The sequence below is a fragment of the Candidatus Accumulibacter sp. ACC003 genome (genome assembly GCF_907163085.1).
Classification (GTDB): domain Bacteria; phylum Pseudomonadota; class Gammaproteobacteria; order Burkholderiales; family Rhodocyclaceae; genus Accumulibacter.
The window spans coordinates 62,857-80,460 of the sequence record NZ_CAJQTX010000003.1 but is presented as its reverse complement, the minus strand read 5'-3'; the positions used below and the strand labels follow the sequence as shown (position 1 = coordinate 80,460).

Annotated in this window: 1 protein-coding gene (only partly in view); it reads right to left on the bottom strand. The window is 66.3% G+C overall.

Translation table 11 applies throughout. The features are described from left to right. On the bottom strand, positions 1–17,604 hold the 5' portion of the coding sequence (locus QZ656_RS06680; RefSeq protein ID WP_291992683.1) for a DUF4347 domain-containing protein. The gene continues 1,344 nt to the left of window position 1, outside the view; 17,604 of the gene's 18,948 nt are visible here — the first part of the coding sequence; the start codon lies at positions 17,602–17,604; its stop codon lies off the left edge, out of view.

Genomic DNA, 17,604 nt, shown 5'->3' with positions numbered 1-17,604 from the left:
GTACTGACTGTTGTTGCTGAGCGTGACGTCGAACGAAATCGTACCCGTCGCTCGATCGCTGCGCGCCAACGAGAAGTCCAGGCCGAGCACCGCGCTGAGGTCGCCGATGGCCGTAAACGCGCTGCTGTACGGCGCCGCCAGCGCGAGGCCGGCGTTGCTGTGCAGTTGCGTCAACACCTGCAACTGATAATGGTCGGCCAATAGCGGCGTGAAACTCAACACGGCGGTCCGACTGGCCTGGTCGTAGGCGATGGCGCGGATCGGCACCGCGCCCGCCAAGTCGCCCAGCAAGCGGTAGTTGTCGGGATTGAGCACCGAGTGCGGGTCGGCCGCGCTACTGGCGAGCATGTCTTCGTCGAAGGTCACGGCGACGTTGGCGAAGGGCAAGGCCACGGTCGCGTCCGTCGGCGGGTTGCTGCGCGCGACGTGCGGCGGGCGAACCGGGTTGAGGACGTCGATCTGGTGTGATTGGCTGATGAACACCCGGCCGTCGGCGCCGGCCTTGAGCTGATCGCCACGCGTGCCACCACTGGCCAGTACCACCCTCTTGAGCGTCGCCAGATCGACCATCGTCAATTCGCTGCCGGCACCCGCCATCGACTCCTCGCTGTGCGAGACGAAGAGCAGGCCTTCTAGTGGCGAGCCCGGCAGGCCGAAGGCCAGCGAGTCGACGTCGGCGTTGAAGTCGAGCATCAGCCGCGGCTTCACCGGCGTCCCGCTGAACTGGATGATCTGCGCCTGGTTGTGCGGCCAGGTCGCCGCCCAGAGCGTGCCGTCGGGCGCGAAGGCCAGACTGCCGACGCGGATGTCGCTGAAATGAGCGAAGCTGCCGCTGCCCGGATCGAAGACCTCGATGCCGTTGCCCGACGACAGGTAGATCAGCCCGCTGCCCGGCTCGATGGCCAGGCTCTGCGTCAGGCCGTCACCGAACTCGCCGAGGATCTCACCGGTGGTCGCGTCGAGCTTGAGCAAGGGACCGCCGCCGGTCGTCGCCCAGATGACGGCGCCCGTGCTGTCCAGGGCCATGTCGTAGATCGGCTGGGCGAGCGTCGCCAGCGGCGTTGCCGCCCTGCCGCCGTCGCTGTTGAAGCGGAACAACTGGTTGCGCGCGGCGCCGCCGCTGGCCAGCAGCGAACCGTCGGGCAGGATCAGAATCGCCAGCGGGCCGATAGCGGCGCCGCTCTGGACGAATCCGCTGGCAAAGACCTGGCCGGTGAACGGCGACACGACGCTTTGGAACTCGGGCAGGTGGCTGGGACTGAGGCTCGCGGGGATCCCCTGCTCGGCCTGCACGAACAGCGGATTGACCGCCGCTTGCGCACTCGCTGGCGGCGGCGAGCCGAAATCGCGACTGCTGCCGGATACCGTCGGCAAGCCGCCCAGATTGGCTCGCGAATCATCGCTGGGGACCGACTTTCCGGCGCCCGGCTGTTCCTGGTTGCCGGCGTTGTCGGACGCCAGCGCGAGAAACTGGTAGCTGTGTCCGGCGCGGCCGTTGTAGATACCGGCGGTATCGCTGCTCTGGCTCTTCCAGATCGCGTAGTCGCCGCCGTCCTCGGCAACGTAGACGCTGACGCTCTTGACGCCGCTGCCGCCATTTTCGTCTTGTGCGCTCCACTGCACGCGGTAATCGCTGCCACCCTGGACTACCCGGCTGGCGGTCAACGTGCTGGTCGGAGCGAACGCGTCGAGGGTGTAGGTGATCGGCGCGGTATCGAGCGGCGCGGTGGTATTGAACAGCACGCGCGCCTGCGCGCTGATCGGCGTGCCGGTGGCCAGGCCGTCGCGCGGCAACACCGTGTAGGTGACGAAGCCACGTCCGGCGCCCTGCGCGTTGTCTGGCGGCAACAGGCCGCGGGTCGGGTCGCTGACCACCTCGCCGGTCAACGGATCGATGGCCTGCAACAGCCAGGTCACGGTGTTGGAGGCGATGTCGATGCCGGTGCTGACGCGCAGAATGAATCCGCGACTCCTGGTGAAGTCGAAATCGCCCTGGAAAGAACCGACGTCGGACGGGATGTGCACCTGCAGATCGCCGAGCTGGAGGTCGCCAAGCCGGAAACTGCGCGGGTCCAGATTGGCGTCGAGCTGGCTGACGACGCGCACCTGGCCGACTGTCGCGGCGGCGTTGGCGCCGTTCTGGAACTGGATGGTGTAGGGCTCGGCCTGATTCTGCGGAACGAACTGCGCGGAACCGAAAGCCAGCGGACCATTCACCGCCGCCTGCCCGGCGCGGCCGGTGCCGGTGAAGAAGGGGGCAAAATTCGGCGCCTGGACGTTGAGGAAGTTCGGGTTCTCGGGGTGCGTCTCGTCCGAGTCGCCGTGGTCCGGGTGGGTCGGAAAGTCCCAGTCGTTGGCCCACGGCACGTAGACGTAGAAACCCTCGTAATGCGTCGGCGCCGACTGCTGCAGGTTGAAGTCGCTGGCCGGCGGCGGATCGAAACTCCAGTAGCTGGTCGGGTCGTCGGGGCTGACGAGATCCTGCTTGACGCTGCTGTAGGGCGTCGTTTTACTCGGGTCGTCGCCGTACCAGGTGCGCACCTGGTCGAAGAACTGCACCAGATTGCCGCTGGTGATGATCTGCTGGCCCGCTGGCCCGGCCAGGATGCCGGCGCTCAACATCGCCTGCAGGCTGACCAACAGCGGATTTTCGTGCACCGCCGGAGGCGCGTCCACGGCCCGCAGGAGGCCCGCCTGGACCAGCGCCTCGAGATACAGGCCGGTCCATAAGCTCGCGTCTGCGGCAAGATTGCGCAACGCCGACGAGGCGCCAGAGTCCTTGATGATATTGGCGCGCAGGATCGCCGCCAGGGCGCTCTGTTGCGCGACGTACTCGTCGCGCGTCAGCGGCGTCGCCGCGCCCATGATGTTGAAGGCAAACGCCGTCACCCCGGGTTGTTCGGAGTACGCGCCCGGCGGCAGGCCATTGGGGTAGGTCTGGACGAGGAAGCTGAAAGTGGTGTTCGAGCGGTCGGCGAAGTCGATCGCGTAACCGCTGCTCAGTAGCTGGCCATTGCTGTTGGCGCTGGGCACGACGCCTGCCCAGGGAACGTTGGCGACGTCTGGCGCGCCACTGACGTTGGTCGTGAATCCGAGATACGGCACGCCTTCGTTCAGCGGCAGCCCGGGAACTCCATACTGGAACTCGACGTAGGGGATGTCGACGTTGGTCCGGCTGGTGAGCGTGAAGCCATACAGCCCGCTTTGCCCCGCCCAGACGACGCGCGGGCCACCCAGGGCGATACTGACATCGGGCGGCAAGGCCTGTTCGACCAGGTAGCGGTACGGCGCGACGGCCGTCCGGCCATCGGGGTTGATGACCTTGACGTCGTAGAGGCCGTGCGGCGCGGCGCGCAAGTCGAAGATGGCGATGATGCGCGTCTTGTCGATCACCTGATAGCTGACCGGCTCGTATTCGGCGAAGCCCGGACGAATCAACTTGACCGTCGCCTGCGCGTCGAATTGTGCTCCCAGAATGGTCGTCGTGACGTAGCGACTGTCGCCACCCTTGTCGGGAACGATGTCGGTAATGCCGAAGGGCAGGACGTGCGCCAGAATGCTGACCGGCGCCCCGGCGGACGGCTCCGACTGCCCGTGGATCAGCACGTAGTAGGTCCCGGCGGTCGTCGAGGGAATCACCGCGAACTGGTTTGCCTGCAGCGCTTGCTGGTACGCGGCGTCGTAGGTCGAGCCGCTCGGCAGGGCGGCGTAGCGCAGGAACAGGACGTTGGCCGCCGCCGAATCGGCGGAGATCAGGTCGACGCGCAAGGTCTCCCCCTGCGCGACGCTGACCTGGTAGAGCCGGTCTTCGCCCGTATGCAGCGTCGTGCTCAGCGGCACGCCGAGGTGCAACTCGGGAACGCTGACCTTGAGCAGGTCGGCCGAGGTCGTCGTGTTATTCAGTTCCTGCGATTCGAAGATGTCGTCAAAGATGTCGCTGCGCACGATCACCCGATACGAAGCGGGCGTGGCCGGCGGCAGATTGGCGTCCAGCGTGGCGTGGTAGGAATCTCCGGGTAGCAGCGTCCCGCTGAAACTGAAACGGCCGATCGGCCGGTCGCTGATATCCCAGGTGTTGTCGGCCGACAGATAAGCGATGTCGCTCCAGCTGCCAATGGCGGCGTTGACGCCGATGTTGCTCACCGTCCAGTTCAGGTGCACGGGATCGCCGGCCATCGCCGATTGCGGTACGGTAATGCTGTCGACCACCAGATCGGACGGCGGTGGCTGCTCGATCAGCAGCGGCGTCGCCGTCACCGTCGCATTGTTGCCCTCGTGGTCACCCTCGAATACCAGGCCGCGCGGCGAGATCGACGTCGGCGCATCGCTGAGGACGAAGACGTACCAGGGTCCGCTCATGTTGCGTGGCGCCTTGAGCGTCACGCTCCTCGAATAGCTGGCGCCGGCCGCCAGGCCACCGCTGTGGCGGTCGTCGGCAAAGTAAACGTCGGCATCGCTGAGGTAGGGGTCGCGCGACAGGTAAATGCGGTCTTCCCAAATCGCCTGGCGGTCTGGCGTATCGCCGCTGCCGGTGTTGGTCACGGTGTAGGTGACGGTGAATGACTGGCCGCTGAGCACGTGGCCGGGCTGCGCCGGGTCCGGGCCAAGCGCGACGAGCGCGGTGACCTGCAGGTCGGGTGGCGGCGTCAGCGTAACCGGCATCGCTGCGGCGGTCTGGTTGTTGCCCTCGCCCTGAAACTCGGGAACCGATCCCATCGAGGTACCGCCGCTGACTCCCGGCACGCCGTTCGTTCCGCGTACCGTCGCGTCGGTGAACACCAGAATGTGGAAGTCGCCGCCGATGCCGTCGGGCAGGCGAACGTTGAGCGTCTCCGAGTACTGCTCGCCGGTCTTGAGGATCGTGCTGTGCGCAATCTCGCCCAACTGCGTGTCGCCGGAGTCGAGCGATGCGTCGGTGGACAGGAATACGCGGTCGCTCCAGTTGCCTTCGCGCGTGTCGCGGTTGCCGAGGTTGCCGACCGTCCAGGTGACCGCCACGATATCGCCGGAATGCACTCCGGCGGTAGGCACCAGCAGGTCGGTCACCCGCAGGTCAGGCTCGCGGTAAATGACCGGCAGCGTGCCGGTGCGCTGATTGTTGCTGGCATCCTCATAGGCGAGCGTCGCGAACGATCCACGGCTGGCGCTGTTGTCGCGCGACCGGGTATTGATCGTGCCGTGGGCGTCGGTCACGACGTGCACGTAAAAAGTCTGCGGATCGGCAACGCTGCCGCCGATACCCTTGGGCAAGACGAAACTTGCCGACTGCGTGTAGCTGGCCGCCGCCGCCAGCGGCTGATCATTGCTGTGAGCGAATTGGCCAACCAGGACGTCGCGGGACACGTCGAGCGTCGGATAGCGCGAGAAATAGACGTCGTCGAGCCAGTAGCGCGTACCCGACCAGGCCGCCGCACCGAGGTTCTGGACGGTCCAGGTGACCTCGGTAGATTCGCCCGAATAGTTGGGCACCTGGGCGACGACCGAAGTCACCTGCAGGTCGGCCGGCGGCAGCGGCGTGACGTGCGTCGCGGCGGCGGTGACATTGTCGTCGGTGTACGGTCCTTCCCAGGTCGGTGCAAAGTACGTTCCGACGGCGACGGAAAACCGCGGGTCCTTGCTCGGGTCGATCACCGTGCCGCCGGTATTGCTCACCACGATGACGTACTTGCCGGAGATCTCCGGCGACAGCTTGAAGGTGTGCTGTGCCGTGTAGGAGCCATTGCTGGCAACGATCCCGTCGTGCTCGACGCTGCCCAGGAACCACTGGTTGCCGACGTTCTGGCCACTGAACGGCGGCACGAAAGTCGCCTTGTCGGAGAGATACACCTGGTCGAAGAGAACGCTGCCTTCGGTCGCGCTGGTGCCCTTGTTCTGCACCGTCCATTGGACGGTGAAATCGTCGCCGCCAAGCGCCGAAGCCTGCGGCGTCACCGCCGTCACCACCAGGTCGGGCGGCGGCGTCAGCAGGACGGTAATCGGCCGAGCCTTGTAGTTGTCGTTGTTGAGCTGCGTCGGGTCGTCGGGATTGACATTGACGTCCTGGGTACTCTTGAGGACGACATCGAAGGAATCTGACCAGGCGGTGATGTAGAACTGCCCCGAGATGTGCTTGGGCAGCGTCACCTGCGTGCTGACATCGTAGCCGACCGGCGGCGCGATGATCGACGGGTCGTTGCCGAGGAGGCCGCTATGCGGCAGCGTCGCCAGCAGCACGTCGCCCTTGGTGACGTTCGGGCGCGTCGCGTCGCGGGTCAGCCAGATGGTATCGGTCCAGCTCGACCGGTCGGTGGGTTCCAGGCCAAGGTTGCTGACGTGGTACGAGACGTCAATGGTCGTGCCGTCGAAGGTCTGGTTCGGCGCGGTGACGAGGCCGGTGACGAGATCGGCCGGCGGTTCAGGGTTGATGTAAATCGACTGCACGAGCGTGTTGTTGTCGGCGCGCGGGAATTCGTCGACGCTGCCGTCGGCGTTTGTCGCGACGATCAGGTAGGCGGGCCCGCCAAGACGTTTGGGCACTGACAGGTTGTCGCTGTGTCCTTGATACTTGGCGCCGGGCATCAACGCCGACTGGTTGGCGAAGGAACCCAGGAAGATCGCGCTGCCGTCGAGATGGTCCTTCAGAGACAGGTAAACCTTGTCGGTCCAGTGACCACGCGCGTCGGCGCTCCCCTGGTTGATGACCGTGTAGTCGAGGGCAACGGTGCCGCCGGCGTTGGCCGTTGCCGGGGCGTTGTCGATCGAGAACACTTGCAGGTCGGGATTGGGCGGCACGGTGAGCGTCAGCGTCTGCGCATCGACGAGCGTGTTGTTCGCACTGGCGCCGTTCTCGAAGATCGGGAAAAGTCCGGTATTGGTCGTCAGCAACAGCTGGAAGACGCCCTGAACCTTGCTCGGCAGCTGCAGCTGCTCGGTGCGGGTATAGAACTGGCCACCCGGCAGTGGGCTGGCGTAGGTGAACGCGCCGAGCGTAAACGATCGGATGCCGCCGACTTCCCTGAGCACGACGCTATCGACCCAGGTACCCTTGGTCTCGCCAGCACCGACATTGTGAACGGTCCAGCTGACATCGATCTTGTCGCCGGCGTTGGCGGTGTCAAGCACGGCCGTCGATCCCGGCGTCGTCGCCGCCAGGTGGCTTGGCGTCAGATCCGGCGGCGCCGAGAAGGCCACCGCCAGAGGCCCCGAGACGGCGCTGTTATTGTCGGTGTAAATGAACTCGTGCGGTCCGCCGGTGCGAACGACGACGTAGAAGCTACCGCTCAGACCGTCCGGCAGGGTCGCGCTGACGGTATGTGTATAGCTACCGCCGACGGCCAGCGCGCCGAGGTGATCGAAGCCTCCCAGAGACGCGACGACGTTCTTGCCCGCCGCGTCGGACGCCAGATACAGCGAATCAGCCCACAGGCCGGTATTGGTCGTACCGATCGCGTGCGGCGACTGGTTGCTGACCGTCCAGGCGACCTCGATCGCCTGGCCGCTGGCGCCGGCAAGCGGCACGCTGACGCCCGACACGGTCAGGTCGGCGTAGGGAATCGGCGTCACGTCGAAGAGATTGGCGGCTTCGCCGAAGTTGTTTGCTTCGCCGCCGTTCTCGAAGACCGCATCAGCGGCGTCGGTGCGCACGAAGAGGTGCGAATGCGTCTGGAACTGCGCCGGCAAGAGGAAGGTCTCGCTGCGCGAATAGCCGGCACCCGTCGCCAGCGCGCCCTGGTGCGCGAACTCCTTGAGCACCGTGCCATGGCTGGGTTCGGCGTCGGGCGAAATGATGATCGTATCGACCCAGGCGGCAAGCGTCGTTGCCGCGCTGCCGACGTTGGCGACGCTCCAGCTGATCGTCACCTGCGCCGGGTCGCCGATCGTCAAGGCCGGCGCCATGACGCTGTCTACCGCCAGGTCGGCATACGGCGCCAGCGCCGAAAGCGCGGTGACGCTGCTGGCGTTATTGGTCTCGGCGGTGCTGGTGCTGTTCGGGCCGGCGGTGTTGTACTCGGAAAGCTGATTGTAGTAGTCGGCGGTGACCGTAAATAGCAGCGTGCCGGCGCCGGCATCGCCGGCCGGCAAGGTATAAGCGAGCTGCTGCGCAAGCGAGTCGCCGCTGGCGATGGCCGCGTTGCCGACAAGCGTCGGGTCGTAGGCCACATCGAAGGTGCTCAGCTCCTTGCCCGTCTGCTCGTTGAAGACGCTGACGTGCGAGTAGAACGCTTTGCCGGCGGCGGCCGTGCCGGTGTTGGCAACATTCCAGTGCAAGACGACGCTGTCGCCCGATGCCAGCCCCGCGGCCGGGGTCAGGGCGAGGCCGCTCACCTGCAGGTCGGGAGCCGGTGCTAGCAAGGACGTTGCCGTAGCGCTTGCACTGTTGTTGCCTTCGGCGGCATTGGCGCCACCTGGCCCGGCGGTGTTGTATTCAAAAATCTGGTTGAACCAGTCGCTGCTGACGGTGGCCTGGATTTGCCCGGCGCCACGCAAGCCGCTCGGCAACGTGAAGGCGAACTGTCGTGACCGCTTTGCGCCACTGGCGATCGCGCCGTTACCGACCGCCGATTCCTGGTAGGCAACGGTGCCCGTGCTCAGCGTTTCGCCGGTCGAGACGTTGGTGACCGTGACGTAATCGTTCCACGAACCGCTCGTTTCGCGGCCGCCGCTATTGCGGTCGCTCCAGCGCAGCGTCACCACGTCGCCCGACTGCAGGCCGCTGACCGGGTCGAACGCCAGATCACTCACCTGCAAGTCTGGATAGGGCCCGGCGACCGACGCGGCGCTCAGCGAAGCGACGTTATTGCTCTCGGCCGTACCGGCGGGGTTGCCTTCGAAAAGCGCATTGCCGGTGTCGGCAAGGACCTTGACCAGCAGCTGGCCCACTCCAGCGACGCCGTCGGGCAAGCGAAAGCTGTACTGCCGGGCGCGTTTGTCGGCCGCGGCGATGTCGCCGTTGCCGGTGACCGCCGGGTCGTAGACCAGCGCCCTGCTGACCAGGATCTCGCCGGTAGTCGTATTCTTCACTTCCAGCAGGTCGCTCCAGGCGCCAGCAGTCGCGCCGCTGCCGGTGTTGGCGTCGTTCCACTGAACGGTCACGGCGCCGCCGGAAACGACCCCGTCGGGACCGTCGATGCTCAGCTCGGTGACCTGCAGGTCGGGATACGCGGCCAGCGCCGAGCTACGCGTCAACACCGCCGTGTTGTTGGCCTCGGCGGTACCGCCGGCATTGTTCTCGAAAATCGTCTGGCTGCTGTCGATGCTGACCGTCGCCTCGATTTGACCAACGCCGCGCAAACCATCGGGTAGACGAAGCGTGTACTGCCTGGCACGAGTGCCGCCCGGCGTAATGCTGCCGTTGCCGATCGCGGCGGGGTCGTAAGGCAATGAGACACTGGCCAGAGTCTCGCCGGTGCTGGTGTTCCTGATCGTCAGCTGGTCGCTCCAGCCAGCAGACGTGGCGCGCGTGCCGGTATTGCTGTCGTTCCAGAGGACCGTGAACGAAGCGCCCGAAAACAGGCCGGCGGGCGGTTCGATGCGCAGGTTGGCGACCACCAGGTCGGGGTAGCTGGCGAGTGTAGACGTGGTCGTGACCACGGCCGCGTTGTTGGCTTCGGCGGTGCCCGCCGGATTGAGCTCGAAGAGATTGCCGTTGGCGTCGGCGAGCACCGTGACCTCGAGGTCACCGACGCCGCGCGGTCCGTCGGGCAGGGTGTACGCGTACTGCTTCGAGTGCGTGCCGCCAGCGGCGATCGGCGCGTTGGCCGGCAGCGCCGGATCGTGTGCGATGGTGGTGTACAGCAGCACTTCGCCGGTGCTCAGGTTCCGCACCGTCAGCCGATCGAGCCACGCAGCGCTGGTCGCGCCATTGCCGACGTTGGCGTCGTCCCAGAGGACGAGCAGCGGGCTGCCGGACAACACGCCAGTGGCGGGCTGCAGGCGCAGGTTCTGGATTTGCAGATCCGGATACGGCGCCAGCGTCGAGGCCTGCGTGATGCTGGCGGTGTTGTTGGCCGCAGCCGGAGTCGATTCACTGATCTCGCCGTAGGCGTTGAGCGTGACCGTAAATGAGAGGTCGCCGACAGCGACCAGGCCATCGGGCAATCTGAGCGAGAACTGCCGCTGCCGCGACCCCCCGGCCTCGATCGCGCCGTTGGCCAGCGAATTCTGGTCGTAGAGCACCGGCGTGCTAAACAGCGTCTGGCCGCTGCTCGCGTTCTTGACCACCAGCAGGTCGGAAAAGGAACGGTTGGTGGCGACGTTGCCAACGTTCGCCACCGTCCATGTGACGAGCACCGTGCCACCCGACTGTAGTCCGGCGGCCGGTGTCAGCGACAGGTTGGCAATGCGCAGGTCGAGCGTGTCGTTGTCGTGGTTGACCAGGCTGACGTCCGGGGGGTTGAGCCCCTGGTACTTGAGGTCAGCACTGACCGCCGGCGACGTGACGATCGCCCAGGCGACGTCGCCATCGACGACCTGGTCTTCGACGCCGCTGGCGGTGACCGTCTGGGCGATATTCCAGTTTTGCGGCGTGAACGTGAGCTGCGACGGCAGCACCGTGCCTTCGCTGCCATTGCTCGACGCCAGCACGAAGCGGACGTTCGCCGTCGGCCTGGAAGCGAGCGCGACGGTAAAGGTCGCGCCAGCGCCCGATTCAGACGTCGCCAGCCCGGAGATGGCGCTGAAAATGAAGCCGGCGTGATCGTCGTTGAGATTGCTGAGAGTCACGTCGCTGGCGTTGAAGCCGTCGTAGGCAGGATCGGCTGAGACCGCCGGCGCGGTGACGACGTGGTACGCCACGTCGCCGTCGTCGACGGCGTCATCGACGCCGGTGACCGTGACGGTCTGCGGCAGATTCCAGTCTTGCGGCGTGAACAGCAGCGATGCCGTCGACAGCGTGCCTTCGGCCAGCTTATCCGAGAGTAGAGCGATCGACACCGCGGCCGTTGGTGCCGTGTCGAGGACCACGGTGAAAGTCGCAGTTGCCCCGGCCTCCGACGTCGTCAGTCCGAAAGTCGGGTTGATCTTGATGCCCGCAACTTCGCTGAGCAGGGTGAGGTCGCTGGCACTGTAATTGGCGCGCAGGAGCGCCGACGGGCTGGCAATCTGCGCGAACTGGCCGCTCCGCGCGGCAAAGCCGAGGACCTTGAAGGCATCGCCGCTGGTCGGCGTGAAGGCATTGATCAGGGCAACATTCAGGGTGCCGTCAAGCGCCGCGTCACCGTCGATGGCGAGTTGATCGAACTGTGATCCTGCGTTCACTCCACCGAGCTCGACGGTGAGCACACCAGCGGCGGTCTGGGTATAGTTGCCGACGACGCTCAGCGTGCCCAGCGGCTTACCGGGGTTGATCAGCGCCGAATTCGCCAGGTCGGCGTCGATGATGCCCGCACCACTCAGGCTCCCACCCAGCAGATCGACGACGCCTGGCGCTTGCAGCCGACCGCCGTCGAGCAGCGTGCTTCCCGCCGTCTGCACGTAGGAATCCGTGGTCACCCGGGCACGCAGGCGGACCGAGTCGATTTCTTCCCAGGCATTGAGATCGTGATTGGTGTCTACATAGACCTTGAGACCTTTGACCAGATACGCCGTCGGCGCCCAGGACACGCTGAAATCGACGGTCGCGCCTGGCTGGCTTGAGTCGGCCCCACTCCAGACGGTATGCAGGACGTCGCCGGTATCGACGACGTCGATCTGGTACACGAAACCATTTCCAGAGGTCTCGCGAATCGTTGCGCCACTGGCGAAAACAGGTGTTGCAAAGCCCAGCGTGAGGAACTCCAGCGTACCGTTGAGCGACGAAGGTGCCCAGGACGTCGGCCGGTCGCCATAGCCGAGGGTATTGGGCGTTCCCAGAGCCTGCGCGGCGGACCACGAACCGCTACTGTACTGAGAACTGAAGCCGAGAACCGTCTCCGCATACTGGTCAGCGCTGCCGACCTCGAGAAGGCTGTTGGTGCCGACGAACACCGCGCCCGCATTGCTGAAGTCGCTTGCCAGGTCCAGGCTGGCGCCGTTTCGCAGCGTCAGGCTGCCGCCACTGGCATTGCTCGTGAGCCCACTCAAGGCGCTGGTCGTACCGGCATCGCGATAGAAATTGGCGTTGACCCCGTCAAGGACAAGGCTGGCCGCGTTGCTGATGATCGGCGAACTCAGCAGGACGCGCAGAGTGCTGCCCGCGGACGCCTCCCAGACGCCGCCGGTCAGGGTGCCGGCGACAAAGTTGGCAAGCGTCGTCGGCTGCACATTGAGCGTGCCGCCACCGCTGGCCCGCAGCGTCCCCTGGTTGTTGAAGCTGGCGCCAGCGAGTGTGATGGTGCCGACGCGGTCGGGACCGATGCTCCCGAGGTTGCGTACCGAAACGTTGGCCGGGCCGCCCCAGCCGGCGTTGTAGCCGATCGTCCCACCCGCGCCCGTGACGGCGATCCCCGCGCCAATCGTCAACTCGCCGCCACTGGCGAGTTCGCGGACGCTGTTGTAGCTGTTGTTGTCGCCGAACAGCAGCGTGCCGCTACCGCCCAGCGTCGCCGCAGCGCTACTGAAATTGAGCTGGCCGTAGTTCTGTACGGTGATCGTCGCGTTGGCCAGCGTCAGGTCGCCGCTGACGCCAAGGTTGACGCCGTAGCCAGAGCTCAGATCGAGTACCGTCGGTTCGTTCTGCGCCGCGTCGCCCTGCAGCGTCACGTCCTGCAAGGTGCCGCCCAGGTTGCTCGCCAGCAGCTTCGCACCGCCCGTGGCGCTGACCGTGCCGCCCTGGATCGTGCCGCCCGCCAGGTTCCAGGAACCCGTGCCGGCGTCCAGCGCCAGCGCGCCGCCGGTGTTGTTCAGCGTGCCGCTCAGATTGACCGTGCCGCCGCTGCGGTTGAAGGTCCCGAGATCGGCCAGCGTCAGGCTGCCGCCTAGCTTGACCGTCGAGTTGCTGGCGCTGATCGTGCCGGCGTTGGCGTAGCTGCCACCCAGATTCAGCGTGCTGTCAGTGGCCGTGATCTGTGCGCCAGCCACGTTGCTCCAGCTTGTCGGCTGCACACTGAGCGTGCCGCCACCGCTGGCCTGCAGCGTCCCCTGGTTGTTGAAGCTGGCGCCAGCGAGTGTGATCGTCCCGACGCGGTCGGGACCGATGTTCCCGAGGTTGCGCACCGAAACGTTGGCCGGGCCGCCCCAGCCGGCGTTGTAGCCGATCGTCCCACCCGCGCCCGTGACGGTGATTCCCGAGCCAATCATCAACTCGCCGCCGCTGGCGACTTCGCGGACGCTGTTGTAGCTGTTGTTGTCGCCGAACAGCACGGTGCCGCTACCGCCCAGCGTCGCCGCAGCGCTACTGAAATTGAGCTGGCCGTAGTTCTGTACGGTGATCGTCGCGTTGGCCAGCGTCAGGTCGCCGCTGACGCCAAGGTTGACGCCGTAGCCAGAGCTCAGGTCGAGTACCGTCGGTTCGCTCTGCGCCGCGTCGCCCTGCAGCGTCACGTCCTGCAAGGTGCCGCCCAGGTTGGTCGCCAGCAGCTTCGCACCGCCCGTGGCGCTGACCGTGCCGCCCTGGATCGTACCGCCCGCCAGGTTCCAGGAACCCGTGCCGGCGTCCAGCGCCAGTGTGCCGCCGGCGTTGTTCAGCGTGCCGCTCAGATTGACCGTGCCGCCGCTGCGGTTGAAGGTCCCGAGATCGGCCAGCGTCAGGCTGCCGCCTAGCTTGACCGTCGAGTTGCTGGCGCTGATCGTGCCGGCGTTGGCGTAGCTGCCACCCAGATTCAGCGTGCTGTCAGTGGCCGTGATCTGTGCGCCAGCCACGTTGCTCCAGCTTGTCGGCTGCACATTGAGCGTGCCGCCACCGCTGGCCTGCAGCGTCCCCTGGTTGTTGAAGCTGGCGCCAGCGAGTGTGATCGTCCCGACGCGGTCGGGACCGATGTTCCCGAGGTTGCGCACCGAAACGTTGGCCGGGCCGCCCCAGCCGGCGTTGTAGCCGATCGTCCCACCCGCGCCCGTGACGGCGATCCCCGCGCCAATCGTCAACTCGCCGCCACTGGCGACTTCGCGGACGCTGTTGTAGCTGTTGTTGTCGCCGAACAGCAGCGTGCCGCTACCGCCCAGCGTCGCCGCAGCGCTGCTGAAATTGAGCTGGCCGTAGTTCTGTACGGTGATCGTCGCGTTGGCCAGCGTCAGGTCGCCGCTGACGCCAACCTTGACGCCGTAGCCGCCGCTCAGATCGAGCACCGTCGGTTCGCTCTGCGCCGCATCACCCTGCAGCGTCACGTCCTGCAAGGTGCCGCCCAGGTTGCTCGCCAGCAGCTTCGCGCCGCCCGTGGCGCTGACCGTGCCGCCCTGGATCGTGCCGCCAGCGAGGTTCCAGGAACCCGTGCCGGCGTCCAGCGCCAGCGTGCCGCCGGTGTTGTTTAGCGTGCCGGTCAGATTGATTGCGCCGCCACTGCGACTGTAGTTGCCGAGCTCAGCGGTGCTGAAGCTGCTGCCGAGATTGAGCGTCGAGTTGCTCTCGGTAATCAGGCCACTGTTGCTCCACGCCGTCGCCTGGAGATTGAGCGTGCCGCCACCGCTGGCCTGCAGCGTCCCCTGGTTGTTGAAGCTGGCGCCAGCGAGTGTGATCGTCCCGACGCGGTCGGGACCGATGTTCCCGAGGTTGCGCACCGAAACGTTGGCCGGGCCGCCCCAGCCGGCGTTGTAGCCGATCGTCCCACCCGCGCCCGTGACGGTGATTCCCGAGCCAATCGTCAACTCGCCGCCGCTGGCGACTTCGCGGACGCTGTTGTAGCTGTTGTTGTCGCCGAACAGTAGCGTGCCGCTACCGCCCAGCGTCGCCGCAGCGCTGCTGAAGGTGAGCTGGCCGTAGTTCTGTACGTTGATCGTCGCGTTGGCCAGCGTCAGGTCGCCGCTGACGCCAACCTTGACGCCGTAGCCGCCGCTCAGATCGAGCACCGTCGGTTCGCTCTGCGCCGCATCACCCTGCAGCGTCACGTGCTGCAAGGTGCCGCCCAGGTTGCTCGCCAGCAGCTTCGCGCCGCCCGTGGCGCTGACCGTGCCGCCCTGGATGGTGCCGCCGGCGAGGTTCCAGGAACCCGTGCCGGCGTCCAGCGCCAGCGTGCCGCCGCTGTTGTTCAGCGTGCCGGTCAGATTGATTGCGCCGCCACTGCGACTGTAGTTGCCGAGCTCAGCGGTGCTGAAGCTGCTGCCGAGATTGAGCGTCGAGTTGCTCTCGGTAATCAGGCCACTGTTGCTCCACGCCGTCGCCTGGAGATTGAGCGTGCCACCACCGCTGGCCTGCAGCGTCCCCTGGTTGTTGAAGCTGGCGCCAGCGAGTGTGATCGTCCCGACGCGGTCGGGACCGATGTTCCCGAGGTTGCGCACCGAAACGTTGGCCGGGCCGCCCCAGCCGGCGTTGTAGCCGATCGTCCCGCCAGACCCCGTGACGGTGATTCCCGGGCCAATCGTCAGCTGGCCGCCACTGGCGACTTCGCGGACGCTGTTGTAGCTGTTGTTGTCGCCGAACAGCACCGTGCCGCTACCGCCCAGCGTCGCCGCGGCGCTGCTGAAGGTGAGCTGGCCGTAGTTCTGTACGTTGATCGTCGCGTTGGCCAGCGTCAGGTCGCCGCTGACGCCAACCTTGACGCCGTAGCCGCCGCTCAGATCGAGCACCGTCGGTTCGCTCTGCGCCGCATCACCCTGCAGCGTCACGTCCTGCAAGGTGCCGCCCAGGTTGCTCGCCAGCAGCTTCGCGCCGCCCGTGGCGCTGACCGTGCCGCCCTGGATGGTGCCGCCAGCGAGGTTCCAGGAACCCGTGCCGGCGTCCAGCGCCAGCGTGCCGCCGGCGTTGTTCAGCGTGCCGCTCAGATTGATTGCGCCGCCACTGCGACTGTAGTTACCGAGCTCAGCGGTGCTGAAGCTGCTGCCGAGATTGAGCGTCGAGTTGCTCTCGGTAATCAGCCCACTGTTGCTCCACGCCGTCGCCTGGAGATTGAGCGTGCCACCACCGCTGGCCTGCAGCGTCCCCTGGTTGTTGAAGCTGGCGCCAGCGAATGTGATGGTGCCGACGCGGTCGGGACCGATGTTCCCGAGGTTGCGCACCGAAACGTTGGCCGGGCCGCCCCAGCCGGCGTTGTAGCCGATCGTCCCACCCGCGCCCGTGACGGCGATCCCCGCGCCGATCGTCAGCTGGCCGCCACTGGCGACTTCGCGGACGCTGTTGTAGCTGTTGTTGTCGCCGAACAGAACCGTGCCGCTGCCGCCCAGCGTCGCCGCGGCGCTACTGAAATTGAGCTGGCCGTAGTTCTGTACGTTGATCGTCGCGTTGGCCAGCGTCAGGTCGCCGCTGACGCCGACCTTGACGCCGTAGCCGCCGCTCAGATCGAGCACCGTCGGTTCGCTCTGCGCCGCATCACCCTGCAGCGTCACGTCCTGCAAGGTGCCGCCCGAGCTGGTCGCCAGCAGCTTCGCGCCACCCACGGTACTGACCGTGCCGCCGTCGATCGTGCCGCCGGCGAGCGTCATGCTCCTATTGAGCACGATCGTCGATGACGCCTGCAGCGTTGCCCCCGCCATAAGGGTGATTGGCCGGCTGCTGCTCAGGCTCTTCAGCTGCACCAGCCCGGCGGCAGCCGAGACGTTGATCGCCGGATCGCCGGCAGCGACGTCGATGATTACGTCGTCGTTCACGCCTGGCGCCAGATCGCCACTCCAATTGAAGCGGTCACTCCACGAAACACCGTCGCCGCCACCATCCCATGTTCGATTGCCGAGCAGCGACGAGTATCGGTTCAAGGAGGACTCGCTCGCCGGCAGCGACGCCTCGATTGGACCGGTGCTTTTCTCCAGTTGCCAATTGCCACCCAGCAGCGGGCTGCCGGTAAAGTCGGTCGATGCGGCAACGTCGGCGCCGGTCAGCGCCGCCATGCGTGCGAGGAAGCGGTCACCATCCGGCCCATAGCCGACGTCACAGCCGTAGATCAGGATATCGCCATCGGGCGTCAGGGCACGACTCCAGGTGCTCAGTTGCGCGGCATAGGCATCCAGCCCTGCGGCATCAACGCGCTCGGCGCCGAACTGCAGGCTGCCGTCGCCACCGTGCGTCACGATGTGAATCGCCGAGACGTCGCTTTCTCCGTCCAGAGCGTCCGTGATCTGCTGCAGCAAGCGATTGCCGCCCTGGTCGAGAACGAAAACCTCGGTCTTCCCTGCTCTGCCGCCGACAGCGCCATCTTCGCCAGCGGCAATCGCCGTAAGCAGCGTCTGGTAATCACCAAGGCCGGCGTCGACGACGACGATCGCGTGTGACCCGGGGCGGGCCGGAGCGGCCTGATTCGTTCCGGCAACCGCCGTCGACGCCAGCGACCGTGCGCCGCTGCCGAGATCAATCCGGGGACCGACGTCCACCCACGGCGCCACTTGCACCGGCAGGTCGGTGGTCGACGCTTGATTCGGATACGGCAACACGTCTGCGGAAAGCAATAGCCGGGGTTCCAGGCTTTCGAAACGCAAGCTCGACGACGCGGCGCGGTCGGCACTGCCGCTCGCGCCGATCTTGCGGAAGGCATTGGCAGCGATCATCTTGCGCAAGGCCGCGACGATCGGCTTCGCCCCAAAGCCACGCAGCCGCGGCGAGGAAGCGCTCGCGCGCTTGACATGATTCAT